The sequence below is a fragment of the Burkholderia sp. Ac-20379 genome (assembly GCF_017104645.1).
Lineage (GTDB): Bacteria > Pseudomonadota > Gammaproteobacteria > Burkholderiales > Burkholderiaceae > Burkholderia.
In genome coordinates this window covers 35891-61002 of record NZ_JAAGPF010000006.1, presented here as the reverse complement: position 1 = coordinate 61002, position 25112 = coordinate 35891, and the positions used below count along the sequence as shown (strand labels likewise).

General features: G+C 66.9%; 24 protein-coding genes. 11 read left to right on the top strand and 13 right to left on the bottom strand.

The annotated features are described in order from the left end of the window. The 6 genes from gspL to gspG form a co-directional block, all read right to left on the bottom strand. On the bottom strand, nt 1-474 hold a 474-nt coding region (gene gspL, locus G3N92_RS01780; RefSeq protein WP_241014510.1), incomplete at its 3' end, for a type II secretion system protein GspL. 23 nt (nt 475-497) lie between these two features. After that, nucleotides 498-1607, bottom strand: coding sequence for a type II secretion system minor pseudopilin GspK (gspK, locus tag G3N92_RS01775; protein WP_241014509.1), 1110 nt, complete (start codon nt 1605-1607; stop codon nt 498-500). A 2-nt stretch (nt 1608-1609) separates the two neighbouring features. Beyond that, nucleotides 1610-2275, bottom strand: a complete 666-nt coding sequence (locus G3N92_RS01770; RefSeq protein ID WP_206125724.1) for a prepilin-type N-terminal cleavage/methylation domain-containing protein — start codon at nt 2273-2275, stop codon at nt 1610-1612. Then, the gene (gspI, locus tag G3N92_RS01765; protein WP_206125723.1) at nt 2253-2651 is read right to left on the bottom strand and encodes a type II secretion system minor pseudopilin GspI; all 399 of its coding nucleotides are present in this window, start codon (nt 2649-2651) and stop codon (nt 2253-2255) included. Before gspI ends, G3N92_RS01770 begins: the two co-directional genes overlap by 23 nt. Before the next feature lie 2 nt (nt 2652-2653). Continuing rightward, entirely contained in the window at nt 2654-3145 is a 492-nt protein-coding gene (locus G3N92_RS01760) for a GspH/FimT family pseudopilin (RefSeq protein ID WP_206125722.1), read from the bottom strand. Between the two features lie 51 nt (nt 3146-3196). Next, nucleotides 3197-3658 carry a type II secretion system major pseudopilin GspG gene (gene gspG / locus G3N92_RS01755; RefSeq protein ID WP_206125721.1) on the bottom strand — a complete coding sequence of 154 codons (462 nt, stop codon included), beginning with the start codon at nt 3656-3658 and terminating at the stop codon, nt 3197-3199. Between the two features lie 151 nt (nt 3659-3809). Here gspG and G3N92_RS01750 point away from each other — a divergent pair, with 151 nt between their 5' ends. After that, the gene (locus tag G3N92_RS01750; RefSeq protein WP_206125720.1) at nt 3810-4220 is read left to right on the top strand and encodes a type II secretion system protein N; all 411 of its coding nucleotides are present in this window, start codon (nt 3810-3812) and stop codon (nt 4218-4220) included. Nucleotides 4221-4371: 151 nt separating this feature from the next. Here G3N92_RS01750 and gspF read toward each other — a convergent pair whose 3' ends face one another. From gspF to gspD, 3 genes are read right to left on the bottom strand one after another with little or no spacing between them, the layout of a single operon-like run. Next, nucleotides 4372-5589 carry a type II secretion system inner membrane protein GspF gene (gene gspF, locus G3N92_RS01745; protein WP_206125719.1) on the bottom strand — a complete coding sequence of 406 codons (1218 nt, stop codon included), beginning with the start codon at nt 5587-5589 and terminating at the stop codon, nt 4372-4374. Between the two features lie 4 nt (nt 5590-5593). Continuing rightward, on the bottom strand, nt 5594-7075 hold the full coding sequence (gspE, locus tag G3N92_RS01740; protein WP_206125718.1) for a type II secretion system ATPase GspE: 1482 nt from the start codon (nt 7073-7075) through the stop codon (nt 5594-5596). After that, nucleotides 7072-9429, bottom strand: coding sequence for a type II secretion system secretin GspD (gspD, locus tag G3N92_RS01735; RefSeq protein ID WP_206125717.1), 2358 nt, complete (start codon nt 9427-9429; stop codon nt 7072-7074). The genes gspE and gspD overlap by 4 nt, the downstream gene beginning before the upstream one ends. Nucleotides 9430-9795: 366 nt before the next feature. Between gspD and G3N92_RS01730 the strand changes: the two genes are divergently transcribed. Together G3N92_RS01730 and G3N92_RS01725 are read left to right on the top strand one after the other, a co-directional pair. Beyond that, nucleotides 9796-10251 (top strand): lytic transglycosylase domain-containing protein, encoded by a 456-nt coding sequence (locus tag G3N92_RS01730; protein WP_206125716.1) that lies wholly within the window; start codon nt 9796-9798, stop codon nt 10249-10251. Nucleotides 10252-10492: 241 nt separating this feature from the next. Beyond that, complete coding sequence (locus tag G3N92_RS01725) at nt 10493-11800, top strand: GTP-binding protein (RefSeq protein WP_206125715.1); 1308 nt, start codon at nt 10493-10495, stop codon at nt 11798-11800. Between the two features lie 95 nt (nt 11801-11895). On the opposite strand, the gene G3N92_RS01720 is transcribed toward G3N92_RS01725, so the two are convergent. Further along, complete coding sequence (locus G3N92_RS01720; RefSeq protein ID WP_006401505.1) at nt 11896-12174, bottom strand: HU family DNA-binding protein; 279 nt, start codon at nt 12172-12174, stop codon at nt 11896-11898. A gap of 380 nt (nt 12175-12554) precedes the next feature. Between G3N92_RS01720 and mnmC the strand changes: the two genes are divergently transcribed. The 7 genes from mnmC (at nt 12555) to G3N92_RS01685 (ending at nt 21701) form a co-directional block, all read left to right on the top strand. After that, nucleotides 12555-14528 carry a bifunctional tRNA (5-methylaminomethyl-2-thiouridine)(34)-methyltransferase MnmD/FAD-dependent 5-carboxymethylaminomethyl-2-thiouridine(34) oxidoreductase MnmC gene (gene mnmC, locus G3N92_RS01715; RefSeq protein WP_206125730.1) on the top strand — a complete coding sequence of 658 codons (1974 nt, stop codon included), beginning with the start codon at nt 12555-12557 and terminating at the stop codon, nt 14526-14528. Between the two features lie 753 nt (nt 14529-15281). Further along, the gene (locus tag G3N92_RS01710; protein ID WP_206125714.1) at nt 15282-16496 is read left to right on the top strand and encodes a cation:proton antiporter; all 1215 of its coding nucleotides are present in this window, start codon (nt 15282-15284) and stop codon (nt 16494-16496) included. Between the two features lie 57 nt (nt 16497-16553). Beyond that, complete coding sequence (locus G3N92_RS01705) at nt 16554-17669, top strand: YbdK family carboxylate-amine ligase (RefSeq protein WP_206125713.1); 1116 nt, start codon at nt 16554-16556, stop codon at nt 17667-17669. Between the two features lie 515 nt (nt 17670-18184). Beyond that, the gene (locus G3N92_RS01700) at nt 18185-18826 is read left to right on the top strand and encodes a MarR family winged helix-turn-helix transcriptional regulator (RefSeq protein WP_206125712.1); all 642 of its coding nucleotides are present in this window, start codon (nt 18185-18187) and stop codon (nt 18824-18826) included. A 40-nt stretch (nt 18827-18866) separates the two neighbouring features. Beyond that, complete coding sequence (locus tag G3N92_RS01695) at nt 18867-19577, top strand: glutamine amidotransferase (RefSeq protein WP_206125711.1); 711 nt, start codon at nt 18867-18869, stop codon at nt 19575-19577. Nucleotides 19578-19779: 202 nt separating this feature from the next. After that, nucleotides 19780-20892: an NADH:flavin oxidoreductase/NADH oxidase gene (locus G3N92_RS01690; RefSeq protein WP_206125710.1), complete on the top strand. Its 1113-nt coding sequence runs from the start codon at nt 19780-19782 to the stop codon at nt 20890-20892. Nucleotides 20893-21161: 269 nt separating this feature from the next. After that, nucleotides 21162-21701: an SET domain-containing protein-lysine N-methyltransferase gene (locus tag G3N92_RS01685; RefSeq protein ID WP_206125709.1), complete on the top strand. Its 540-nt coding sequence runs from the start codon at nt 21162-21164 to the stop codon at nt 21699-21701. A gap of 87 nt (nt 21702-21788) precedes the next feature. Here the strand turns inward: G3N92_RS01685 and G3N92_RS01680 are convergent, their stop codons facing one another. Next, a complete protein-coding gene (locus G3N92_RS01680; protein WP_206125708.1) occupies nt 21789-23345 on the bottom strand; it encodes a sensor histidine kinase in 1557 nt (518 codons plus the stop codon). Between the two features lie 118 nt (nt 23346-23463). Then, nucleotides 23464-24156 (bottom strand): response regulator transcription factor, encoded by a 693-nt coding sequence (locus G3N92_RS01675; protein ID WP_206125707.1) that lies wholly within the window; start codon nt 24154-24156, stop codon nt 23464-23466. A gap of 107 nt (nt 24157-24263) precedes the next feature. On the opposite strand from G3N92_RS01675, the gene G3N92_RS01670 reads away from it, so the two are divergent. Next, nucleotides 24264-24494, top strand: coding sequence for a DUF3717 domain-containing protein (locus G3N92_RS01670; protein WP_206125706.1), 231 nt, complete (start codon nt 24264-24266; stop codon nt 24492-24494). Nucleotides 24495-24726: 232 nt separating this feature from the next. Here the strand turns inward: G3N92_RS01670 and G3N92_RS01665 are convergent, their stop codons facing one another. Continuing rightward, nucleotides 24727-25092, bottom strand: coding sequence for a 4a-hydroxytetrahydrobiopterin dehydratase (locus G3N92_RS01665; protein WP_206125705.1), 366 nt, complete (start codon nt 25090-25092; stop codon nt 24727-24729). Nucleotides 25093-25112: the final 20 nt, after the last annotated feature.

The following is a 25112-nucleotide window of genomic DNA, read 5'->3' as shown; positions in this document are numbered from 1 at the left end:
CGGCTCGGCGGCGGGCGCGAGCGGCACGCCGTCGGGCACCGGCAGGCAGCGCATGGCCGGCACGGCGCGGATCGCGCGATGGCCGGCCGCCGTGAACGCGTCGATCGCGAAGCGGAACCACTCGCGGTCGATCACGGCCAGCACGCGCCGCCCGTCGGGCAGCGCGACCGGATCGACGGCGATGTGGCAGGCCTGCGGATCCTGGATCAGGTAGTCCTCGACGATGTTCGGCAGCGCCTGGCGCAGCTTCGGCCCCTTCACGGCGGGCACGGCGGCGGCCAGCAGCAGCAGGTCGCGGGCGGCCACCACCAGCACCGTGGCGGCGGCCTGCGGCAGCGTCTCAAGCGACGCGCGGCCGGCGCGTTGCGTGTGCCCGGCCTTGTCGACGAGCGCGAACGACAAGTCGGGCCATTGCCATTCCGGCAGCGGCACGGCCGGTTCGCGCGGCGGCAAAACAACAATCAACGTGCTCAAGACACCTCTCCCGAATGGCGTTGTTATAGCTGGTCGGATATCCGCACGACGCGCGTGGTGTGCGTCATCGAATCGCGATACACGAGCGAATTGCGGTCGATCTCCGCGCGCCCATGCTCAATATGCCCGTGAACGATGAAATAACTGCTGGTCACGTCGATCTGGGTGGGATCCAGCAGCGTATTCGGCACGCCGGTGGCCTGCAGCGCGAGCTGCGCGTCGCCGACGTTGCGGAAAAACACGTTCTCGCGGCGCGCCACGAGCGTTTGCGCCGACGATACCGACAGCCCCGGCAGCAGCGCCGCGATCACTTCGGCGCGCGCGGTATTGAGGTTGACCGGCGTGACGGTGGGCAGCACCGTCACGAACGGCCGCAGCCGCTCGACGACCTCGGGCGTCACGCCGTTCACGTCGAGCAGCGAGGCCACGCTGATCGGCACGATCGGCGACGCGCCCTGGCTCGCGTCGGTGCCGCCGTCGTCGCTCTCGAAGCCGGGATCGGGCTGGCCCGCGTTGGTATTGCCGCCGGTGGGCGCCGGCACGCCGGCGGTGCCGGGCGCGTTGGCCATCTGGAAGCGCTGCGACGAATTGCGCAGCGCGGCGCGCATCTGGCGCGCGATGCGCAGCGCCAGTTGCGAATCGATCGACAGCGACGTCAGCAGCCGCTTGAGCGTGCCGACCGCCGACGCGTTGATCTGCAGCACGCCGGGCGCGGGCGTGGTCACGAGGTTGCGCAGGTTGAAGCGCGCCTGCGCGTCCTCGATGTCGCCGGACAGGTAGGTGTCGTCGTCGCCCGAGACATCGGTGATGCCGATCTTGCCGAGGAAATCGGACAGCCGCGTCTTCGCGATCGGCACGGCCCAGATGCCGCCCAGATACGTGACGCCGGGCGAGGTGTCGCCTTCCGAGCGCAGGATCATGCGGGTCCAGTCGAGCGCGCCGCGCGCCACCCATTGCGCCTGCATCAGCAGGCGCTGGTTCTCGATGCGGCGAATCTGCACCTGCTGGCGCCAGAGCATGCCCGACACGAGGATCGCGGTGAGCGCCACCACCAGCAGCGCGCTGATGATCGCGACGCCGCGCTGGCGGCGGGCGCCGCGAGAGGCGGGCGGAAGGGGCGAGGAGGTGCGCATCGTCATTCCCCGATCAGGAACACGCGCCGGATCGGCTTGTGCAGCGAGGTGGCGCCGATGCCCACCTCGAGCCCCGTCACCGAACGCTCGGGCGGCCCGTTGCCGACGATCGGCTGCTTCAGCGCCTGGGTGTTCTTGGCGAGCGCGTCGTCGGCGGTGGGCATGTTGATGGTCCAGCCCACCTTCGGCACGTAGATGCGCGCCGTGATCGAGCCGACGCCGCGCATCAGCGGCACGCTGCTCCAGCCGTCCACGCTGCCGCTGTTCAGCATGCCGCGCAGCACGCGCGCATCCGAAATGGGCGGCGAGGCGTGGCGCACCACGCGGCCCGACGCGATCAGGTAGCGCACGATCTGCAGGCGCGGCGCGCCGCCGGGCGTGTCGAAATAGCGGACGATCTGCAAGGTGTTGCCGGATACGCGCACGGCCGGCTGGCCGGCTTCGTCGTCGCTGACGGCGCGGCGCGCGTCGATGCGCATCTGGTCGAACATCTGCGCGAACGTGCGCTCGTCCTCCATCACGGCTTCGACGTGGTTGCGGCCGCGGATCACCTGATCGAGCCCGCGCCACGACAGCAGCGCGAGCACCGCCATGATCGCGATCGCGATCAGCAGCTCGATCAGCGTGAAGCCGCGCGCGCGGCGCTCAGAGCGAACGATTGGTTTCATTCGCCACCACCGTCACCATCTGCGCGAGCACGCCTTTCTCGCCGGTCTTGCTAACCGACACCTCGACGCGCCGGAACACCGGGTTCGGCGTGGTCTTGACGCGCTGCGTGCAGCTCAGTTCGAGATTGCCCTGGGAACAATCGAAGGTTTGCTCGCCGACCTCGGGCCAGGCGTGCGCGAGGCGCAACTGGCCGAGCACGTTGTCGGCGCTCCAACTCGCGAGCAGGCGGTCGTTCAGCGCGCCGGAATTGCTGGCGAGCGTGCCGACCGCGCGGATCGACGCGGCCAGCGCGATCGCGATGATGGCCAGCGCGATCAGCACCTCGATCATCGTGAAACCGCGCTCGCGCGGAGCAAAGGTGAGCCGGGCGGACATGATCAGCGCACCTCGTAGCGGCCGTTGCCGGTGCCGACGATCGTCGCGCTGCCGATCGCGGAATAGAGCGTGACGCGCACCGGCACGTCGATCGGTTCGGTGCCGAAGACGATCCGGTTCACCTGGGTATCGGAGCCGGGGTAATCGATGCTCGCGCCGGTCACGCCGCCGTCCCAATCGCGCGGACGCAGCAGATCGTCGCGCAGCGTGCGCCAGCCGTCCTGGCCGCGGATGTCGAAGCGGAAGCCGTGCTCGGTGGGCTGCCAGGCGATCGGCCGGGCGCGAACCTGGGCCTCGTCGCCGGCGCTCTCGAGCAGCAGCGACACGCGCACCGCTTCCTCGTGGAGGTCGGTGCGCGGATTGCGGCGCATGGTGAGCGTGGCCGCCGTCACGAGGATCCCCGCGATCACGAGCACGACCAGCATCTCGAGCAGCGTGAAGCCGTGCATCCGCCGGGGCGGAGAACGCAGCGGGGTGGTGCCGGTGGTTCGCATGACAAACGAAGGGGAATGGGGTCGGTATCGGTCGGTCGGCCGCGCGGGACGTTACTGCCAGGACCCGATGTCGGCGTCGTTGTTCTCGCCGCCTTCCTTGGCGTCGGCGCCGTAGCTGAACACGTCGATCTCGCCGTGCACGCCCGGGTTCAGGTACTTGTACGGGTTGCCCCACGGGTCGTTCGGCAGGCGTTCGAGATAGCCGCCGTCCTTCCAGTTGTTCGGCACCGGATCGGTGGTGGGCTTGGCGATCAGCGCCTGCAGGCCCTGCTCCTGAGTGGGGTAGCGGCCGTTGTCGAGGCGATACAGCTTCAGCGCCTGCATCACGGTGCCGATGTCCTGCTTGGCGGCGACGCGGCGCGCTTCGTCCGGGCGGCTCATGATCTTCGGCACGATCAGCGCCGCGAGAATGCCGAGAATCGCGATCACGACCATGATCTCGATCAGCGTGAAGCCGCGTTGGCCGTTCTGGCGACGCACGGCCTGCGAGCGACGATTGATCCACGTTTGCATGGGTGAAACCTCTCTTTCAAAAACAGTCAGTCAACATTGAATGGCGCCGGCGGGCACACCGCCCGCCCAGCGAAGCCGCATTGTAAGACGGCCCCTGCTTCGGGCTTTCACCCAACGCAAATTTCACATAATCGTCCGTACAATAGCCCGCATGAACGCGCTCTCGATCCGGATCCTCTCCCTCGCCCTCTTCGCGGCTTTGTGCGCGACGGCCACTTATTGGGCCATCACGCTCTCGGCGCATCAGGCCCCGTTACCCGCCGCCGCCGCGCGCGCACCCTTGCGCACGGAGGACGCTGCCGCGCTGTTCGGCGGGCAGCTCACGCACAACCCGGTACAGGACATCCACCTGTTCGGCATCCTCGCCCTGCGTCAGGGCGCCGCCGCGATCATCGGCGCGGGCGGCGAACCGGCTCGCGCGATCTCGCTGGGCAGCGACATCATGCAAGGCACGAAACTCGCCGAAGTCCGCGCCCGCTCGATCGTGATCGACCGCAACGGCGCGCACACCGAAATCTTCCTGCCGGCCAACGCGCCCGGCGCCACCATCTACGTACGCTGAGCCGCCGCTGCCCTGAAGCAGGCGCCGCCCCAGTCACGCGATCGGGGCCGCCCGCTTCAGGGCCTGCCGTTCATGCCGCAAGCGGGCCGCATCGTGCGGCCCGTTTTGCGTGTCTTGCCCATGCCGAGCGCTTGCCCAAGCGCCTGCCGCCTCACTGCACCATGTTGTTCAGGTCGATGATCGGCAGCATCACCGCCAGCACGATCACCAGCACGATGCCGCCCATCGCCAGGATCAGCAGCGGTTCGAGCAGGCTCGTCATGAACATGGTGCGGCGTTCGAGTTCGCGCGCCTCGCCTTCGGCCGCGCGGTCGAGCATGGTGGTCACGTCGCCGGTGGCCTCGCCCGAACGGATCAGGTGCACCAGCACGGGCGGGAACGTCTTGACGTGATTGAGCGCGCGCGACAGCGAGGTGCCTTCGCGCACGCGGATGATCGCGTCCTCGATGTTGCGGCTCATCGCGCGGTTGCTCAGCGTTTCGCCCGCGGCCTGCAGCGCGCGCAGGATCGGCACGCCGGCCGCGGTCAGGATCGCCAGCGTGCTGGCGAAGCGCACCGTGTTGTAGCCGCGCACCAGCTTGCCGGCCAGCGGCGCGCCGAGCAGCCAGCGGTCGAACGCGAGGCGCGGGCCGTCGCGCGACAGCGTGGCCTTCGCGGCCCACACCACGAACGCCACGCCGATCAGGATCGCCCACCACCAGTTCCGCACGAACGCCGACAGCGCCATCATCACGACCGTCAGCACCGGCAGCTGCTGCTTGGTGCTCGCGAACACGTTGACCACCTGCGGCACCACGTAGCTGAGCAGGAACGTGACGATGCCGAGCGCGATCAGCGTGACGATGCCGGGGTAGGTGAACGCCAGCACGATCTTCTGCTTGAGCGCGTTGCGCTGCTCGATGTAATCGGCCAGGCGCGACAGCACCAGGCCGAGCTTGCCGGTGTGTTCGCCGGCCGCCACCAGCGCGCGATAGATTTCGGGGAAATCGCGCGGATGCTCGGCCAGCGCACTGGCGAGCGAATGGCCGCCCAGCACCTCGGCGCGGATCGCCGCCATCAGCTCGCGGATGTAATCGCGTTCGGCCTGCTCGGTCAGCACCGCCAGCGCCTCGCCGAGCGGCAGCCCGGCAGTGAGCAGGCTGGCGAGCTGGCGCGTCAGGATCGCCTGCTCGCGCTGCGACATCTTGCGGCCGATCGACAGGCGCTGCTTGCGCTGCCCGGCCGAGCGTTTCGCGGCCGGCTCGACCACCAGCGGCGTGAGGCCCTGAATGCGCAACTGGCCGCGCGCGGCGCGCGCGCTGTCGGCCTCGATCACGCCTTTCTGAGGGCGGCCGCCTGCGTCGATCGCTTCGAAACGGAATGCCGGCATCGCGCTATGCGCCTCCCGTCACGCGCAGCACTTCCTCGAGCGACGTGTTGCCCTGTTCGAGCCAGCGTTCGGCGTCGTCGCGCAGCGTGCGCATGCCCCGGGCGCGGCCCGAGGCGAGGATTTCCGAATCGGGCGCGTTGCGATGCACCAGCGAGCGGATGTCGTCGTCGATCGTCAGCAGCTCGTACACGCCGCGCCGGCCGGTGTAGCCGGAATGGCCGCATTTCTCGCAGCCGACCGGGTGATAGAGGGTGCGGCCGTCTTCCTCGCGCGGCGTCTTGCAGTGCGGGCACAGCTGGCGCACCAGACGCTGCGCGAGCACGCCGAGCAGCGACGACGCCAGCAGATACGGCTCGACGCCCATGTCGGTCAGCCGCGTGACGGCCGACGCGGCGTCGTTGGTGTGCAGCGTGGCGAGCACCAGGTGGCCCGTCAGCGAAGCCTGCACGGCGATCTGCGCGGTTTCGAGGTCGCGGATTTCGCCGATCATGATGACGTCCGGATCCTGACGCAGGATCGAGCGCAGCGCGCGCGCGAAGTTCATGCCGATCCGCTCGTTCACCTGCGTCTGGCCGATGCCGGACAGGTCGTATTCGATCGGATCTTCCACCGTCATGATGTTGGTGGTGGCCGTTTCGAGCCGCGACATCGCCGCGTAGAGCGTGGTGGTCTTGCCCGAGCCGGTCGGGCCGGTCACCAGCACGATGCCGTGCGGCCGCGCGATCAGCTTGTCGAACTGCCTGAGCGTGTCGCCGCCCATGCCGAGCGCTTCGAGATTGAGGCGCTTCGAATCCTTTTCCAGCAGACGCAGCACGGCGCGCTCGCCATGGCCGGTCGGCAGCGTCGACACCCGCACGTCCACCGGGCGGCCGCCCACGCGCAGCGTGATCCGGCCGTCCTGCGGCAGGCGCTTCTCGGCGATGTCGAGCTGCGCCATGATCTTGATCCGCGAAATCAGCGCGCCGTGCAGCGCCTTCTTCGGGCGCACCACGTCGCGCAGCGTGCCGTCCACGCGGAAGCGCACCACCGAGGCGTTCTCGAACGGCTCGATGTGGATGTCCGAGGCCTGCTCGCGCGCGGCCTGCGTCAGCAGCGCGTTGATCATGCGGATGATCGGCGCGTCGTCTTCCGATTCGAGCAGGTCCTCCACCTCGGGGATGTCCTGCATCAGGCGCGACAGATCGACTTCGCCTTCCACTTCGCCCACCACCTGCGCCGCGCTGCCGTCCTGGCGCGCATACGCGGTGTTGATCGCCTGCGCGAGCTCGTCGGCGGGCAGGCGGCGCGCCGTCAGCGCGCCGAAATTGCGGGCGACCTCGGCCAGCGCCGCATCGGTCGTGCGCTCGCTGATCCACACCTCGATCGCCTCGCCGTCCTGTTGCGCGACGAGGATCTGGCCGGCCTTCGCGAAGCCGTAGGGCAGCAGGCGCGCGGCGATCGCCGACGGGCCGGCGTCGCCCTGCGCGTCCTGGACGGCGTCGTTCACGGCTGCGCTCCCGGCTGGGTGGTCACGCCTTGGGCGGGCACCGGCTGAACGACCGGCGCCGGCACCGGCGCGGCCACGCCCGAGGTGGGCGCGGTGGCGGCCGGCGCGCTGGCCGGATTCGGCGGATAGCCGGGGCGGCGCGTCATGCGCGACAGGTCGAACAGGTTCGCGGCCGGCGCACCGCCGTCGCTCGGGCCGATCGGCATCGGCGGCGCAACCGGATCGTCGCGATCCTTGATCAGGTTGTTGTCCGACTTGTACGCGCCCTGCACGCCCTGGATATAGTCGTAGCGGTTCGCCGTGACGGCCTGCGTGGTGGCCTGGTCGCTCAGGATCACCGGGCGCAGGAACACCATCAGGTTGGTCTTCTGGCGCTGCTTGCCTTCCGAGCGGAACAACTGGCCGATCCACGGAATGTCGCCGAGCAGCGGCACCTTGTTGTTGCCGACCTGGTAGTTGTCCTGCATCAGGCCGCCGAGCACGATGATCTCGCCGTTGTCGCACAGCACGGTGGACTGGATCGAGCGCTTCGTGAAGGTCGGCACGCCGATCGTGCTGGACGACGACGTGGTGCTCGGCAGCACCGCCGAATCCTCGGTGTAGATCTGCAGCTTCAAGATGCCGCCTTCGGTGATCTGCGGCTTCACGTGCAGCGTCAGGCCGACGTCCTGGCGGTCGTAGGTGTTGAACGCGTTGTTGCTGTTGCCGCTCGTCAGGTTCGAGTACGAGCCGGTGGCGATCGGCACGTTCTGGCCGACCACGATCTTGGCTTCCTCGTTGTCGAGCGTGACCAGATTCGGCGTGGACAGCACGTTCGCGTCGCTCGACCCGGAGAACGCCTGCAGCAGCGCGCCGAGGCCGGTGATGCCGAACATGTTCTTGAGCCAGCCGATATTGAGGCCCGGCGTGAGCGCGGCGGCCGCCGCCGCACCGCCGTTGAGGCCGCTCGCGGCGCCCTGCGCGGCCGACGACGTCAGCCCGGTGATGGTGTTGCCGAGGCCCGACACGTTGGTGCCGAGCGAGCTGCCCGCGTACAGCGCGTTGTTCGCGACCTGCCACTGGATACCGAGGTTGGCCGAGGTCGTGGAATTCAGTTCGACGATCAGCGCCTCGATATAGACCTGCGCGCGGCGCTCGTCCAATTGGTCGATCACGGCGCGCAGGTTCCGGTAGACGGGATCCGACGCGGTGATGATCAGCGAATTGGTGGCCGAATCGGCCTGGATCATGCCGCCCTGCTGGTTGTCGTCGCTCTTGTCCTTGTCGCTGCTGAGGAAGCCGTCGTTCTTGCCGCCGCTGCCGCCACCGAGGCTGCTGCCCGAACCGGAGCCCGAGCCGGAGGTCAGCGACGACGAACCCGACGGCAGCGGGGCGGTGCCGGCCGTGCCCGTCGAGAAGTTGCTGCCGCCGCCGGAACCGCTGCCCGAATTGAACGAATTGGCGTCGTTCGTGGAGCTGGAGCTGCTGCTGTCGCCCTTGCCCAGCATGCCGCGCAGGGTTTTTGCAAGCTTCACGGCGTCGGCGTTGCGCAGGCGCACCACGTGCATGTTGCCCGGCACGCCGCTCGGCGCGTCGAGTTGCGACACGAGCCGCTTGGCCGCGGCCAGCCGGGAGCCGTTCGAGGCGCGCAGCAGGATCGAATTGGTGCGCGGATCGGCCGTGACGCTGACTTTCAGCGTGGCGTCGGTGTTGCCGATCGAGCCCGGATCGAGCAGCTTGCCGAGTTGGCTGGCCACGTCGATCGCGTTGGCGTTGCGCAGCGGCATCACCACCACCTGGTTGCCGGCCGCGCTGTCCACGCCCGCGATGATCTGGGCGATGCGGCGCACGTTGTCGGCGTAATCGGTGACCACCAGCGTGTTGTTCGCCGGATACGCGGTCACGGTGTTGTTCGGCGAGATCAGCGGACGCAGCACCGGCAGCAGGTTGTTGGCCGATTCGTTATGCAGCTCGAACACCTGCGTGACGATCTGGTCGCCCGAGGCGCGCGGCACGTTGCCAATATAGGTAGGCACGCCCTGCAGCTTGGCGTCGGCCTCCGGCACGACCTTCAGGACGCCGTGATCCTGCAGCAGCGAGAAACCCTGCATGCGCAGCGCCGATTGCAGCGTCTTGAGCGCCTGATCCTCGGGCACCGATTTTTCGGAAACCAGGTTCAGTTGCCCCTTCACGCGCGGGTCGACGATGATCGTCTTGCCGGTTGCGGCACCGATGGCCTTGGCGACCTGATCGATGTCGGCATTGACGAAATTGAGCGTGACCTGAGCATGCGCGACCGCGATCTGGGACGCGACGATTCCGGCGACGACGAGCGCTTTTGCAGCGCGCCGCATAGCAAAACGAGTGGTTGTCATGTGGTGGGTAGTCGATGCCGGGTAAGGCCGTATCCGACGGTAGAGCGTGGTTGCGGAAATCAAAAAACGGACATTATCAGCTTTTCGTGTCCGAAATATCACATTGGTCGAGAGGGCTCTCGCTTTTTGCATTTCGGTCACAAGAGCTGCGGATCGGCCTATTTTTTTAGCAAGTTTTCGCAAGATTTCTAAATAAAAAGCCCCGGAAAAGTCCGTGTCCGCTGCCCGCAACATCCGCCGCTGGCGGTGGCAGGATGCGCCAAGGCACCGGTATGATACGGGCGGCGCAGCGCCTGCGCCCGCTTTCCGCGTTGGGGGTTTTCCCGCCCCGATTTCCCGTTTTTCCAGCTATTTGAAGGCTTCCTAATGCAAATTAGGTGTTTTCTTCTCGTGTCGTGGCTTGCCGCAGCCGGCTTCAGCGCCCCCGCGCATGCCGACTGTTACGACGAAGCCGCCAAGTATCAGAAGGTCAATCCGCTGATCCTTCGCGCCATCGCGTGGCAGGAATCCCACAACACACCCGACGCGATCAACCGGAATGCGAACGGTTCGACCGATTACGGGATCATGCAGATCAACTCGATCCATCTGTCGCGGCTGTCCCAATACGGGATCACCAAGGACACGCTGATGCAGCCGTGCAAGAACGTCTATATTGCGGCGTGGCACCTGCGTCAGAAGATGAACAAGTTCGGCAACACCTGGGCGGCGGTCGGCGCCTATCACTCCGAAACGCCGTCGCTGCGGGATAAATACGCGCGGCAGATCGCGGCGATCCTGGCCAAATGGCGCCTGCTGCCGACGGCGAACGAACCGCACTGAGTCGCGAGCGGTGCGTTCGGGCCGTGGCGCGAACGCACCGTCGGGCCGCCGTCTCCCGGCAGCCGTCCATCCGTTGTCCTCGTTGTCCCCCCGCTTCTCCTGCCTGCTTCTCCCGCCCGATTCCCCTCCAGCCTGCCCGGCAAGTCCGCCCACCCGCGCGTTTGATGCACAATGCGGCTTTCATGCCGCCATGCGCTCGCGCGGGCGGCCGCTTTCGTCTTTTTCCGGGGTACCCATCGCCATGAACTCGCCGTTGCCCGTTACCGTGCTGTCCGGCTTTCTCGGCGCCGGCAAGACCACGCTGCTGAATCACGTGCTCGCCAATCGCGACGGCCTGCGCATCGCCGTGATCGTCAACGATCTGGCCGGCGTCGATATCGACGGTGCGCGCGTCGGCGACAAGGCAGCGCTGTCGCACGTCGATGAGCAACTGGTGGAGATGTCGAACGGCTGCATCTGCTGCACGCTGCGCGGCGATCTGCTCGTGGAGATCCGCCGGCTGGCCGCCGCGGGCCGCTTCGACGCGATCCTGGTGGAATCGACCGGCGTGGCCGAGCCGATGCCGATCGCCGAAACCTTCACGTTCGTCGAGGACGACGGCGAGTCGCTCGAACACGTCGCGCGGCTCGACACGATGGTGACGGTGGTCGACGCCTTCAATTTCCTGCGCGATTACGGTTCCGACGAAGGCCTGGCCGATCGCGGCCTGGCCAAGGCCGGCGACGACGATCGCCAACTGGTCGAACTGCTGATCGAGCAGATCGAATTCTGCGACGTGCTGGTGATCAACAAGGCCGATCTGGTCGACGCCGAGCAACTCGCGACGCTGCAGCGGATTCTCGCCAGCCTCAATCCGCGCGCGCATCAGGTGGTGAGCCGCTTCGGCGCGGTGCCGGTAGCCGAGCTGATCGATACCGGCCGCTTCGATTTCGAGGCAGCCGCAAACGCGCCGGGCTGGGTCGCGCCGCTCGAACATCGCCACGACGGCCACGACGACGATGGCGGCCACGCGCATGCGCACGGCGCCGCCGACGCATTCGGCATCGGTCATTTCGTCTATCGTGCGCGCCGGCCGTTTCATCCGCAGCGCTTCTGGACGCTGCTGCACAACGAGTGGAAGGGCGTGCTGCGCAGCAAGGGCTTCTTCTGGCTGGCGACGCGCAACGAAGTGGGCGGCTCGCTGTCGCAGGCCGGCGGCGTGTGCCGTCACGGCCCGGCCGGGCTCTGGTGGGCCGCGCAGGATCGCAGCGAATGGCCGGACGACGATCCGGCGCTGCTCGACGAAATCGCCGCCGATTGGCACGGCGATCCGGACGACACGACGATCGGCGACCGCCGCCAGGAGTTGGTGCTGATCGGCGTGGGCCTCGATGCGAACGCATGGCGCGCGCAATTCGACGCGTGCCTGCTCGACGATGCGGAATTCGCGGCGGGCCACGATGCATGGCACGCGTTGCCCGATCCGTTTCCCGCCTGGGACATCGAGGAACACGATCACGATCATGACGACGATCATGATCACGACGACGAGATCGTTCATCGTCACTGAGCGCGCATCCTGCTGCGCAACCGCGCCCCGGCGTCATGCCGGGGACGAAAAAAAACCCGCCGAAAGGCGGGTTTTTCCGTTCACAAACGCAGAACTTAGCGCTTGTTCACTGCATCCTTGAATGCCTTGCCAGCCGTGAACTTGACGGTCTTGGCTGCCGGAATCTTGATGGTTTCGCCCGTCTTCGGGTTGCGGCCGGTACGTGCTGCACGCTTACCCGAGCCGAAGCTGCCGAAGCCGATCAACTGAACCGCGTCGCCTTTCGACACGGCCTTCTTGATCACTTCGAGGAGCGTGTCCAGCGTTTCGCCGGTTTGTGCCTTGCTGGCGCCCGTCTGTGCGGCGACGGCGTCGATCAGTTCCTGTTTGTTCATTAAGGTTCCTTTCTCAGGTTAAGTTGACACGAACAGCGCGGACGCGCCGATTATACGTACGCCTACCGTTGCATCGCAGTTCGCGGCGACGGCAGGGCGCAGTCGGACCGCGCCGCGCCTCGTAACAGCGAAGGCGCCTGAGGCGCTTCCGCTTTACGGCGCTTGCTATGATAGCGCAGCGCAAACCCAATAACGACAAGGGTTTCAAAGATTTTCATCCGGATTTTGCCGGATTCCAGCGCCGTTGCCCGCATTTTTGCCGCGCACCGTACGGCCTTGTCAAGCGTGCGAACCTGGCCTCGCGCGGCGACGTTGGTTTTTGCCAACGCCAAGCGGGGCGGGGCTTCCAGGCCGATGCCGGCCCATTTCGAATGTTTCGCATGACCGACCGACTGATCCCTGCCACGCTCGAGCTCCGCGAAAACGGCGCGCTCGTTTCGTCCGTTCATGGCGCTCTGCAGCCTGCCGCAACCGAAACATATGCTGCGCCAGCGCAAGCCGGCAGCGGCTTCCTGCACGGCAACGGGCTGCCCGAGCGCTGGCGCGGGCGGCGCAGCTTCACGATCGTCGAAACCGGCTTCGGCGCCGGATGGCGCTTTCTCGCCACCTGGGCCGCGTGGCGCGCCGATCCGGCTCGAAGCGAACGTCTGCACTACGTAGCAATCGAGGCGCATCCGTTTTCACGCGACGATCTGCGCCGGGCCGCCGAACGTATGGTTGCGAATGCAACCACTATGACATCGGAATTCGAACGCCTGATCGATGCGCTTGCCGGCGCGTGGCCGATCCTCGCGCCGGGCCTGCATCGCCTGGAATTCGATGCCGGCGGCGTGATCCTGACGCTCGCGTTCGGCGATCCCGATGCGATGCTGTCGTCGCTCGTGCTGCGCGCCGATGCGTTCCATCTCGATACCTTCGCAGTCCGGAACAATCGCGGCGGCAATGCCGACGCCGCATGTCGCGCGCTCGCCAAGCTGGCCGATGAAGATGCCACGTTCGCCATCGATACGATCGACGACGCGATGCGAAAAGCCCTGCAAAACGCGGGCTTTTCGTATCGGGAAGAACATCGTGCGGGTATTTTCGCGCCGCGCTGGAAGGTGCGCCGCCACGAGCCGCCGCGCGCTTGCGACGTCGCGGCACGCGATGCGATCGTGATCGGCGCCGGGCTTGCCGGCAGCGCGCTTGCCGAGCGTCTTACGGCGCGCGGCTGGCGCGTCACGCTGATCGAACGTCGCGACGACGTGGCAGGCGAAGCGTCGGGCAATCCGGCCGGCGTGTTTCATCCGCTCGTCGCGATCGACGACAACTTCGGCGCACGGCTGTCGCGCGCCGGCTATCTGTATGCGCTGTCGCGCTGGCGTGCGTTCGAGGCAGCCGGTCACGACTTCGCCCGCAGCGCGAACGGCCTGCTGCAACTGGCTTGCAACGACGACGAGTTCGAACGCATGCAGGCGGCCGCGGCCGCGCTCGGCATGCCGGAAACGCTGGCCGTTCTGCTCACGCGCGACCAGGCGGCCGAGCGCCTGCACACCGCTACGGCGCACGGCGGATGGTTCTTTCCGCACGGCGGCTCGCTCGATCCGGCGGCGCTCGCGAGCGCTGCGTGCGCGATGGCGGGCGAGCGGCTCACGCGCCTGCATGGCGTGGCGGTCGCGCAGCTCGTGCCGCGCGACGGCGGCGGTTGGCGCGCCGTCGATGCCGCGGGCAAGACGCTGGCCGAGGCGTCGGTGGCGATCGTCGCCAATGCGGCCGACGCGCCGCGCGTCGCGCAGTTGCGTCATGCGCCGGTGCAGATCGTGCGCGGCCAACTGACCGTGCTGCCGGCTGGCGTCGCACCCGCCGTCGCGCTGCCGGCGATCGGCGACGGCTACCTGATTCCATTCGCCGACGGCACCGCCCTGACCGGTGCGACCTACGATCCCGACGACGCGGATCCGGCCCTGCGCGCCAGCGGCCATCGCGAGAACTTGGCCCGGCTCGCCGCGCTGCTGCCATGCAGCAACATCGATACAGCCGCCATGGCGGATCCGGCCACGCTGGCCGGCCGCGTGGCGTTCCGCTGCGTGGCGAGCGACCGCCTGCCGATGGCGGGCGAGCTGGGCGACGAAGCCGAAGCGGCCGCCCGAGCCGCCGCGCTATCGGGCGCGCAGGCACGCGACGTGCCGCGTGCGGCCGGCCTCTACGGCGCATTCGGCTTCGGTTCGCGCGGGTTCATCTGGGCCGCGTTGTGCGCCGAACTGATCGCCTCGCAGCTCGACGGCGAGCCCTGGCCGATCGAACGCGAGCTGGCCGAAGCGATCGATCCCGCACGCTTCCTGCTCCGCGCCCTGCGCCAGGGCCGCGCCGGCTGAAACGCCGTCCGCCTGCCGCGCCAACGGTGCGCCGCACGGCATCCCCGCCTTCACCCATCCCCGCTTACGCCAGCACGATTGCGCACAGCCGCCCCGAAAACGGCGGCTGTGCGGCGCAGCTTATCCACCGGCATCTGTGGATAAGCACACGGATTCCCCGTGAGTTCTCTGTGTAACCACAGTGGACGTAAACGGGGTAACTTGAGGCGGCCGCACAGCACAGCAAAAGTTGTTCTGTGAATCACTGTGCGAGCACACAGGCTGTGCGGCGTCTTATGAGTTTGGCAAATCCATGAATCTGTGAGGTTTACCGGGGTTATCCACAGAAAATCGGTGCTGTTGTTAACTACTACTACGTATACATACAGGTAAACCTGTGGTTATAAACCCATGGCATCCGCCGGCCGGCCAGCGCTCGGATAAATCCGATCCGGTGCGAAATAGATGTGGCACAATCGGACACCACCGCGCTGTACCGGGATGCCACCGGTGCAGCACACCAGGAACAGTTCAAGCGAATCGGAATCTGAGGATGAGAGATCGCGCTGTTTCCGTCACGCCAGGCCGGCAGTCAGATCGGCCGTTGCCCGAGCGGCATCCTCAAGCGCCGCGAATCGGGAAATCCCGTGTCCTGACGCCCTGATCCAGCACACAACAACAACGGGGCAACCAGCCAAGCCAGCGCGCCATTTCGTTCGACACGCTCGACCCAGCGTCGCAGCCGGTTGCCTTCGTATAGGAGAGTTCACCTCGATGAAGTCGGCATTCTCGTTTCTACCGAATTGGCCGCTCGTACCCGACGCCGTGTTCTGGGCCGGCATCGCGCTGTTCGCTGCGGGCCTGTGCGGCGAACTCTGCTACCGCGCCTGGCGCTTGCCGCGCGTCACCGGCTATGCCGTGATCGGCCTGATCGCCGGCTCGGCCGGATTTGGTGCGATCGACGCCAGCACCAGCGACACCGCGCGCCTCCTGATCAACGTCGCGCTCGGCCTGCTGCTGTTCGAACTCGGCAGCCGGCTCGATCTGCGCTGGATCCGCCGCAACCCCTGGCTGATCGCCACCAGCGTGGCCGAAGCCACGTTGACGTTCGCGTTGGTGCTCACGGTGCTGCTCGTGCTGAACGTGCCGGCGATGGTGTCGATCGTGCTGGCGGCGATCGCCGTGGCGACGTCGCCCGCCATGGCCATTCAATTGAAGACCGAACTGCGCGCGGAAGGGCAGGTCTCGCAGCGTCTGCTGACGCTGACCGCGCTCAACAGCGTGTATTCGGTGGTTCTGACGAAATTGCTGACAAGCTGGCTGCACCAGGAGGAATACGGCAACGTGTTCGCGACGATCCTGCAGCCGTTGTATCTGATCGCCGGCTCGATGCTCCTCGCGTACCTGCTCGCGCGCGCCTGCAATTACCTGTTCCGTCACATCGCGCCGGCCATGCGCGACGAGCATTCGTTCGTCGCGCTGTTCGGCCTGGTGGTCCTGGCGATCGCGATCGCCCAGGCGCTCAAGCTGTCGACCGTGCTGACGCTGCTGCTGGCCGGCATCGTCGTGAAGAATCTCGAAGCGCGTCCGCAACTCTGGCCCGAGCATTTCGGCACGGCCGGCTGGTTGCTGACCGTCATTCTGTTCGTGCTGACGCTGACCTCATTCACCTGGCACGACCTCGCCACCGGCGGGCTGATCGCGCTGGTGCTGATCGCCACGCGCATCGTCGCCAAGCTGATCGGCGTGGTGGCGTTCGCCAGGAAGAGCGGCATCAACGTGAAGCAGGGCGTGGCGCTGGGCCTGTCGCTCGCGCCGATGTCGGCGCTGGCCTACCTGCTCGTCGACGACACCTATCAGATGTATCCGAACTTCGATCCGCATCTGCGCGCGGTCGTGATGTGTTCGATCGTGCTGCTGCAGCTTGTCGGTCCGGCCTTCGTCTATCGCAGCCTGTCGGCGGTGGGCGAACGGCGCGACGCAAGCTGATCGGCGCCGCCGGGGCCCGCGCCGCGGCGGCACCCAACCCGTTATCCGGAAGTCGTCATGGCACTCGAAACCTTCAACAATTCCGAGCCGTTCACGTTCGGCGTCGAGCTGGAAATCCAGGTCGTCAACACGCACAACTACGATCTGACGAAGGCGGCATCGGACCTGATGCGCCTCGTCGAGCACGAACCGCATCCCGGCGCGATCACGCCGGAAATCACCGAAAGCATGATCGAGCTGTCGACCGGCATCTGCCATTCGCACGATCAGGCGCTCGACGAACTGCGCACGATTCGCGACGTGCTCGTGAAGGCGGCCGATCAGCTCAACGTGGGCCTCGCCGGCGGCGGCACGCACACGTTCCAGCAATGGAGCGACCGGCAGATCTACGACGCGCCGCGCTTCCAGTATCTGTCCGAGTTGTACGGCTATCTGGCCAAGCAGTTCACGGTGTTCGGCCAGCACGTGCACATCGGCTGCCCCGATGCCGACAGCGCGCTGTTCCTGCTGCATTCGATGTCGCGCTACATCCCGCACTTCATCGCGTTGTCGGCGTCGTCGCCGTACGTGCAGAACGTGGACACCGGATTTCATTCTGCACGCCTGAATTCGGTGTTCGCGTTTCCGATGTCGGGCCGCGCGCCGTACACGCTGACCTGGGACGGCTTCGAGGAATACTTCTCGAAGATGGTCAACACGGGCGTGGTCAACAGCATGAAGGATTTCTACTGGGATATCCGGCCGAAGCCCGGCTTCGGCACGATCGAGGTGCGTGTGATGGACACGCCGCTGTCGGTCGATCGCGCCGCGGCGATCGCCTGCTACATCCAGACGCTGGCGCGCTACCTGCTGCTCGACAAGCCGCTGAAGCTGTCGGAGGACGATTACCTGGTCTACACGTTCAACCGCTTCGAGGCGTGCCGCTTCGGCCTGGACGGCACCTGCGTGAATCCGCAAACGGGCGAGCGCCGCACCATTGCCGAAGACATTCTCGATACGCTCGACCGTCTCGCGCCGCATGCGGCCGCGCTCGGCTCGCGCGCCGCGCTCGACGAAATCGGCGCGCTCGCGAAGGCGCGCGTCAACGACGCATCGTGGCTGCGCACGGTCTTCAAACAGGAAAAATCGCTGAACGAAACGGTGCGTCAGCAATGTTTGCGCTGGCGTGAATGAAAAAGACTATTTCCGCCGCCGGTATCTGCGGCAGAAAGTCCGACCGGCTTTCGGGCCGGCCGGACAAATGTAGTAGTCTGAATCAATTTCCCCCGGGCGCTTGTGGATAACCGGCGCTTTCCCAGCAAACTCAAGGCTCTGCGCGTCCCGCGCACGATCGTTTCGCTCTCCTGCCGTGCTTGCCTGTTTGTCGATTGAAAGCAGTTGCGTGCGTGCACATGAGAGTCGTTCTTAATGGCACAGGCGGATCGTTTAGTTATCCCGGATTTATCCACAGACTTATTTGGATAACTTAGCTGTGCGATTTTCTGCTCTCGCTTAGAATGTCGGCTTTGCGAACGACGGTGCCGGATAGCACTGCGTTGGCAGGCCGGTTCGTGGCGTATCAGTCATGGTGAACGGGCATCGGTGCGCCGTTCCGGACACTGCATCTCGATGCTCGATGACAGACCCGGACACGGATCTCCCCACAAAGGCCATCGGTTCGAACCGAGGCCGGCAACAGCGAAAAGACTATGAGCGAAGGCGTTTACGGGAACGAGGCAGCGGGTCGTGTGACCCACAGCCTGTTGCGATTGAGTACGGCCATGCGGAGCGAAGCATGGAATTGGGCGGAAGGCGCGGGTCTGACGCCGACGCAGGGCGAAATCCTCGTGCTGCTGCTGCAGCGCAAGGGCCCGATGCGTCTCGGCGAGATCGCCCGGGAAACCCAGTTGACCGCGGCCACCACCAGCGATGCGGTCAGCACGCTCGAAACCAAGGGTCTCGTCGAAAAGCGCCGTGCGCTCGACGACGGCCGCGCACTCGCCGTTCGCCTCAGCGCCCGTGGCCGCACCGCGGCCAAGAAGGCGCTGCAATGGCCCGACTTCCTCTCGAAGGCAGTCGGCGTTCTGGGCGGCGACGAGCAAGGCGCGCTGTACCGCGCGCTGCTGAAGGTGATGCGCGAACTGCAGGTGGCCGGCCAGGCGCCGCAACACCGCATGTGCGTGACCTGCAAGCACTTCGAGCCGGCCAAGGCCGGCCGCAAGGCAAGCTACCGCTGCGCGCTGCTGAATCTGACGATGGCCGACAGCGATCTGCGTCTCGACTGCTCCGTTCATGAAGAAGCGGACGCACTGACGCAGAAGAAGACCTGGAAGATATTCGCGCAGCTGTAACAAGGCGCCGCGCGTGGCGCGCCAGACGGAGCCCGGTTTGATGAATGCAGAAGTCGTAGCGATCCGCCACGTCCACTTCGAGGATCTCGGCAGCTTCGAGCGCGTGCTCGGCGCACGCGGCCGGCGCGTCCGTTATGTCGATGTCGGCACCTCGCGCGTCGAGGTGCTCGACGCTTGCGAGCCGTCGTTGCTCGTCGTGCTCGGCGGCCCGATCAGCGCCTACGACGACGATCTGTATCCCACCACCGCGCCGCTCGTCGAACTGATCCGCCAGCGTATCGATGCCGGGCTGCCGACGCTCGGCATCTGTCTCGGCGCGCAATTGATCGCACGGGCGCTCGGCGCGCGCGTGTATCCGGGCAAGGCGAAGGAAATCGGCTGGACGCCGCTCGCGTTGACGGCGGCCGGCGAGGCGTCGCCGCTGCGGCATCTGTCCGGTGCGCACACCTCGATGCTGCATTGGCACGGCGACACGTTCGATCTGCCGCCCGGCGCGATCCACCTGGCCGCCACGCCCGATTGCGCGCACCAGGCGTTCTCGTGGGGGCAGCATGTCCTCGCGCTGCAATGCCACCCGGAAGTCTCGACCGAAACCTTCGAAGCCTGGCTGATCGGCCATGCCAGCGAAATCGGTTCGGCGCCCGGCGTCGACGCGAAGCAGTTGCGTTCGGCCACGGCGCTGCACGGCCCGGTGCTCGAACCGGCCGCGGCGCGCATGTTCTCGGAATGGCTCGGCTCGGTCGGGCTCTGATCCCCAGCCTGCGGCATCCTCCACGAAACGGCACGCCAGCGCGTGCCGTTTTGCTTTATTTCGCTTGAGCGAGCCGCTGACGGCTTCGCCAGCGGTTCGGCAGGGCAGAGCCCCGGCAAGCCGCCCGGAGCGGCGTCAGCAGCCTTGTGCGCTGCGTGCTAACCTCGTTCGCTTCCGTCCCCCCGTTGCGAGCCAGCCTGCGATGAGCGTCCTGTTTTCTCCCTTCACCTTGCGCGGCATCACGTTGCCGAACCGTATCGTCGTGTCGCCGATGTGCCAGTACTCGGCCGAACGCGGCGAGCCGACGGCCTGGCACACGATTCACCTCGGCAGCCTCGCGCTGTCGGGCGCGTCGATGCTGTGCACCGAAGTGGTGGCCGTCGAGCCGGACGGCCGCATCACGCCGGGCGATCTGGGCTTGTGGGACGACGCCACCGAGGCTGCCTACGAACCGCTGCTGGCCGCGATTCGCCGGCATTCGCCGATCCGCGTGGCGATGCAGATCGGCCACGCGGGCCGCAAGGCATCGAGCCAGGCGCCGTGGGAAGGCGGCCAGTTGATCGAGGTGGCCGACGGCGGCTGGCTGCCGCACGCGCCGTCCGCCGTGCCGCACAAGGATGGCGAGACGCCGCCGCTGGCGCTCGACACCGCGGCGCTGAATCGCGTGCGCCGTGCGTTCGAGGCCACCGCCAAGCGTGCTGCGCGGCTCGGCGTCGACGCGCTCGAAGTGCATGCCGCGCACGGCTATCTGCTGCACCAGTTCCTGTCGCCGCTGGCCAACCGGCGCGACGACGAATACGGCGGCTCGCTCGAAAACCGCATGCGCTTTCCGCTGGAGATCTTCGACATCGTGCGCGCCGCGTTCCCGGCCGACCGGCCCGTGGGCGTGCGCGTGTCGGCCACCGACTGGGTGGAGGGCGGCTGGACGCTCGACGAAACCATCGAATTCGCGAAGGCGCTGAAGGCGCGCGGCTGCGACTGGATCGACGTGTCGTCGGGCGGCGTCTCGCCGCTGCAGAAGATTCCGCTGTCGGCGGGCTACCAGGTGCCGTTCGCGCGCGCCGTGCGTCATGCGGCCGATCTGCCCGTGTTCGCGGTCGGCCTGATCACCGAAGCCGCGCAGGCCGAGAAGATCGTGGCCGACGGCGATGCCGATTTCGTCGCGCTGGCCCGCGCGATGCTCTACGACCCGCGCTGGCCGTGGCACGCGGCCGCCGAACTCGGCGCCAGCGTCACGGCGCCGCCGCAATACTGGCGCTCGCAACCGCGCGAGCAGAAGGCGTTGTTCGGCGACGTGTCGTTCGGCCAGCGCTGACGCCTGCCGCGCGCTCGCACGCGCTGCGAGCCATGAAGCCGGATCGACGCGACAAGCCGCCCGTTGCCGTGTCGATTCGCGCCGATCCATGCCGTTCGCGCATGATCGGTTGAACGAAGCAAGCCCGAACGTGTAGCATGCGGTTGGCCCGTCGCGGGCGCGTCGCTTCGACGTCTCCGCGCGCGCGACGCAGATCGCGCGCCGCATGCGGACGGCGGCCGGCTTGCCGCCGCCTTCGCGTCATCCATCGTCTTCACAAGGATTCATCGATGAGTTCACGCAGGATCGTCGTGCGCCGTTCCGGCGTTCACGGCAAGGGCGTATTCGCGGCCGCGCCGATCAAGACGGGCGAGCGCGTGGTCGAGTACAAGGGCGAGCGGATCTCCTGGAAGGAGGCGCTGCGCCGTCATCCGCACGATCCGAGCGATCCGAATCACACGTTCTACTTCGCGCTCGAGGGCGGCGACGTGATCGACGGCAAGGTCGACGGCAACAGCGCGCGCTGGATCAACCACTCGTGCGCGCCGAACTGCGAAGCCGAGGAAACCGCCGGCCGCGTGCATATCCGCGCGCTGCGCGACCTCGAAGCCGGCGAGGAGCTGTTTTACGACTACGGCCTCGTGATCGACGAGAAGCTGACCAAGGAACTGAAGCGCGAGTACGCGTGCCATTGCGGCGCAAGCACGTGCCGCGGCACGCTGCTGGCCGTCAACGACGAATCGGACAAGAAGAAAAAGAAGAAATCGAAGAAGGCCAAGGCCGAGAAGGAAGCCAAGGCCGAGCGCAAGGAGAAGGGCAAGAAGAAGTAAGCGCCGGGATCACCGGCGGCAGGCAGCAAAAGACGGCGCGCGAAGCGCCGTCTTGCATTTTGCGGGACGCTTCGCCGATTCGGCGGTTCAGCCGTGCTGCGGATCGGTGGCCGGGGCCGCCACCGGCTTGCTCGCCAGCGGGATCCGCACGATGAAGCGCGAGCCGCCTTCCGGCGCATCGGCGTACAGCACGTCGCCGTCGTGCATCGCGATGATGTCGTAGACGATCGCGAGGCCGAGGCCCGCGCCCGTTTCCACGCCGTTGCCGCTCTGCGCATCGCCGCGGAAGAAGCGCTTGAACAGGTCCGCCTGCTGGCCTTGCGGCACGCCCGAGCCGTTGTCTTCCACCACGATCTCGCCGGCCAGGCGCCCGTTCGGCAGCGTGACCTGCGAGGCGTTCACGGTGATCCGCGCGCCGTCGGGGCGCGCCAGCGGCACGTACTTCAGTGCGTTGTCGAGCAGGTTCGCGATCACCTCGCGCAGCAGCACCGGGTTGCCGCGCACCACGAGCGGTTCCACGTTGGCCAGGTCGAATTCGTCGGGTGGCAGATCGTCGGCGTCCACGTCGTCGCCGTTGGCGTGGATCGATTGGCCATCCCGAGCGGCGGCGCTGTCGTCGCAGGTCTGGAAGCCGAGATCGACGTGCGCGGCCAGCGCGCGCGGCACCCATTCGGCGCCGGTTTCGAACGCCAGCGCGGCCAGATCCACGTCGACAAAGCGGGCCGCCTGTTCGCCCGGCTCGGCGCGCGCCAGCGACAGCAACTGATTCGACAGCCGCACCGCGCGATCGGCCGCGGCGCGCAGCTCGTGCACGGCCGTCAGCGTCTGTTGCGGATCGCGCGCGACGGCGGCCTGTTCGGCGTGCAGCTTCACGGCCGTCAGCGGCGTGCGCAACTGGTGCGCGGCGTCGGCGATGAACTTGCGCTGCGCGTCGAGCGCGGTTTTCAGGCGGCCGAGCAGCGCGTTCATGGCGCTCGTCAGCGGCCGGATTTCGAGCGGCACCTCGGTTTCGTCGACCGGTTCGAGCGACGTGTGCGTCTGCCGGTTCAGCGAATCGGCCAGATGCGTGAGCGGCCCGAGCTGCTGGTTCACGACGCGCCAGACGATCCCCCAGCCGGCCAGCAGCAGCAACAACAGCGGCATCATGATCGCCACCAGGAACTCGGCGGCGATCTGATAGCGGTGCCGCACCGGCTGCGCGACCTCGACGATCATCGGATTGCCGTTGTCGGTCTGCTCGACGCGCACCTGGGCCACGCGCACGGCCTGGCCCTCGTAATCGGCCTCGAACACGTAGGCGTAGTGCATCCGGCGCACGCTGGTGCCCTGCAGCGGCAGGCGCGAATCGCCGGCCAGTTCGTGCTCGCCGTCGCTGATGCGGTAGATCAGCTGCTCGGCCGGATCGGAGAACATCGCCTGCGCGAGCGGCGGCACCGTGAACGGCGCGTCCGGCCCGGCGATCTGGATCTGCTTGGAGATGGCGGTGGCGAGATCGGCCAGCGAGCGGTCGATCACGTGCTGCGTGTATTGCCAGGCGAGCCAGTAGGCGATCAGGCCGCTCATCAGCGCCAGCATCGACAGCGGGGCGGCAAGGCGGCGCAGCAGCGAGCGGCGCAGGCTGGAAGCGGCCGGGTCAGTGGACATCGCGTCGGTCAACCGTCAAAAGGAAGCGCCCGGCGAGCGGGCCGGGCGCGGTGTTCGCAAGCGTGCCGGCGGGAACGCGGCGGGCATGCCGCCTGCGCGCCCGGAGGCGGGGCGGGCGTCAGACGCTCGCCGGCTGGCGGATTTCCTGCAGCAGGTAGCCGAAGCCGCGCACCGTGACGATTTCCACGCGGCACTGTTCGAGCTTCTTGCGCACGCGGTGCACGTAGACTTCAATCGCGGTGTCGCCGAGATCGCCGCCGAAGTGCGTCAGGTGATCCTGCAACTGGGCCTTGCTGACCACGCGGCCGTGGCGCAGCAGCAGCATTTCGAGCACGGCGAATTCGCGCGGCGACAGTTCGAGCGGCTTGTCGTCGTTGAAGATGCGGCGATCGACGCCCGACAGGCGCACGCCGCCGAGCGAGACTTCCGGACGCGGCATGTCGCTGTGCGGGCCGCTGCGGCGCATCACGGCGCGGATGCGCGCCTCGAGTTCGGCCGGCTCGAACGGCTTGAGCATGTAGTCGTCGGCGCCCGAATTCAGGCCCTGCACGCGGTCGTTCAGTTCGTCGCGGGCGGTCAGCACGATCACCGGCGTGTGGCGATTGGTCTGACGGAAGCGCGAGAGCAGCGTCATGCCGTCGATGCCGGGCAGGCCCAGGTCGAGGATCACCAGCTCATGGCGATTCTGCGCGAGCGCCTGCTCGGCGAAAATGCCGTCGTGAACCATGTCGACCGTGAAGCCGGATTGTTCGAGGCTGCTCTGGATGCCGCGTGCGATGGGGCGGTCGTCTTCGATGAGGAGGAGTCGCATGGGATTCGCTCAAGTACAATGGGTTGGCTGGGACAGCACGACGCCGTTTCCAACAGCATGTCGCGTGGCCGACGACAGCAAGGCGGCTAGCGAACGAAATTCCAACTATGTCCGACATCTCGATCTACGAACTCGAAGCCGCGATCAATTTCTGGCGCGCCCGTTCGCCGTCCAGCGGCGACGAACTCAGATTGTGCGAAGAAGCGAGCGCGCTTTCCAAGCCGTATGCGTTGCTGATTGTACAGCGGCAAAGCGCACTGAAACTGGAAGGTTTGGACCCCATCGCACGTCGTGCCTGGGAGTCTTACACGCGCCTCACGAGCGGCCTGGAAAACTGACAGCCGGCGCGGCTTCGCGCAATCTTTCTGAATCAAGCAACGCGCGTCCACGCTTCGGCGTTGACGCGCGTTCCGTTTTTGCACGCTGCGATCCGGCGGTTCGTATGACGGATGCGGAACGTCGGAACCCTATCAGTATGACGCTCGCGCGGTGCGCCTTGCAGCTTGTCTTGAGGATGTCAGGTGTCTGTCGGCCAGGTGTCGGGTTCGGCGCGAACGTTCGGGCTCCCGATCAACCGAGCTGGGCGCCGCTGCCGGCCTGATCGATGAAGCGGGCGAGCGCGATGTCGCGTTCGGTCAGGCCGTCGGCATCGTGCGTGGACAGTGTGATGTCGACCCGGTTGTAGACGTTGAACCACTCGGGGTGGTGATTCATTTCCTGCGCCTTGATCGCGACGCGCGTCATGAAGCCGAACGCCGCGTTGAAATCGGCGAAGCGCAGGCTGCGCTGGATCGCGTCGCGGCCCGGAACGGCCGACCAGTGGGGCAGCGTGGCGAGTTGCGTCTTGCGTTCGTCCGATGTGAGCTTGTGAATCATTCGATGGCCTCGCTTGCGGATGGGGCGCGCCCGCAGCAGGCGGCGCGCCGATCCGGACATTCTTCCATATTTGCGCGATG

What these genes read in the sequence shown, in the direction of transcription:
- gspK (WP_241014509.1), bottom strand. Translation starts at nt 1,607, where the DNA reads ATGCGCACCTCCTCGCCCCTTCCGCCCGCCTCTCGCGGCGCCCGCCGC.
- G3N92_RS01770 (WP_206125724.1), bottom strand. Translation starts at nt 2,275, where the DNA reads ATGAAACCAATCGTTCGCTCTGAGCGCCGCGCGCGCGGCTTCACGCTG.
- gspI (WP_206125723.1), bottom strand. Translation starts at nt 2,651, where the DNA reads ATGTCCGCCCGGCTCACCTTTGCTCCGCGCGAGCGCGGTTTCACGATG.
- G3N92_RS01760 (WP_206125722.1), bottom strand. Translation starts at nt 3,145, where the DNA reads ATGCGAACCACCGGCACCACCCCGCTGCGTTCTCCGCCCCGGCGGATG.
- gspG (WP_206125721.1), bottom strand. Translation starts at nt 3,658, where the DNA reads ATGCAAACGTGGATCAATCGTCGCTCGCAGGCCGTGCGTCGCCAGAAC.
- G3N92_RS01750 (WP_206125720.1), top strand. Translation starts at nt 3,810, where the DNA reads ATGAACGCGCTCTCGATCCGGATCCTCTCCCTCGCCCTCTTCGCGGCT.
- gspF (WP_206125719.1), bottom strand. Translation starts at nt 5,589, where the DNA reads ATGCCGGCATTCCGTTTCGAAGCGATCGACGCAGGCGGCCGCCCTCAG.
- gspD (WP_206125717.1), bottom strand. Translation starts at nt 9,429, where the DNA reads ATGACAACCACTCGTTTTGCTATGCGGCGCGCTGCAAAAGCGCTCGTC.
- G3N92_RS01730 (WP_206125716.1), top strand. Translation starts at nt 9,796, where the DNA reads ATGCAAATTAGGTGTTTTCTTCTCGTGTCGTGGCTTGCCGCAGCCGGC.
- G3N92_RS01725 (WP_206125715.1), top strand. Translation starts at nt 10,493, where the DNA reads ATGAACTCGCCGTTGCCCGTTACCGTGCTGTCCGGCTTTCTCGGCGCC.
- G3N92_RS01720 (WP_006401505.1), bottom strand. Translation starts at nt 12,174, where the DNA reads ATGAACAAACAGGAACTGATCGACGCCGTCGCCGCACAGACGGGCGCC.
- mnmC (WP_206125730.1), top strand. Translation starts at nt 12,555, where the DNA reads ATGACCGACCGACTGATCCCTGCCACGCTCGAGCTCCGCGAAAACGGC.
- G3N92_RS01710 (WP_206125714.1), top strand. Translation starts at nt 15,282, where the DNA reads ATGAAGTCGGCATTCTCGTTTCTACCGAATTGGCCGCTCGTACCCGAC.
- G3N92_RS01705 (WP_206125713.1), top strand. Translation starts at nt 16,554, where the DNA reads ATGGCACTCGAAACCTTCAACAATTCCGAGCCGTTCACGTTCGGCGTC.
- G3N92_RS01700 (WP_206125712.1), top strand. Translation starts at nt 18,185, where the DNA reads ATGAGCGAAGGCGTTTACGGGAACGAGGCAGCGGGTCGTGTGACCCAC.
- G3N92_RS01695 (WP_206125711.1), top strand. Translation starts at nt 18,867, where the DNA reads ATGAATGCAGAAGTCGTAGCGATCCGCCACGTCCACTTCGAGGATCTC.
- G3N92_RS01690 (WP_206125710.1), top strand. Translation starts at nt 19,780, where the DNA reads ATGAGCGTCCTGTTTTCTCCCTTCACCTTGCGCGGCATCACGTTGCCG.
- G3N92_RS01685 (WP_206125709.1), top strand. Translation starts at nt 21,162, where the DNA reads ATGAGTTCACGCAGGATCGTCGTGCGCCGTTCCGGCGTTCACGGCAAG.
- G3N92_RS01680 (WP_206125708.1), bottom strand. Translation starts at nt 23,345, where the DNA reads ATGTCCACTGACCCGGCCGCTTCCAGCCTGCGCCGCTCGCTGCTGCGC.
- G3N92_RS01675 (WP_206125707.1), bottom strand. Translation starts at nt 24,156, where the DNA reads ATGCGACTCCTCCTCATCGAAGACGACCGCCCCATCGCACGCGGCATC.
- G3N92_RS01670 (WP_206125706.1), top strand. Translation starts at nt 24,264, where the DNA reads ATGTCCGACATCTCGATCTACGAACTCGAAGCCGCGATCAATTTCTGG.
- G3N92_RS01665 (WP_206125705.1), bottom strand. Translation starts at nt 25,092, where the DNA reads ATGTCCGGATCGGCGCGCCGCCTGCTGCGGGCGCGCCCCATCCGCAAG.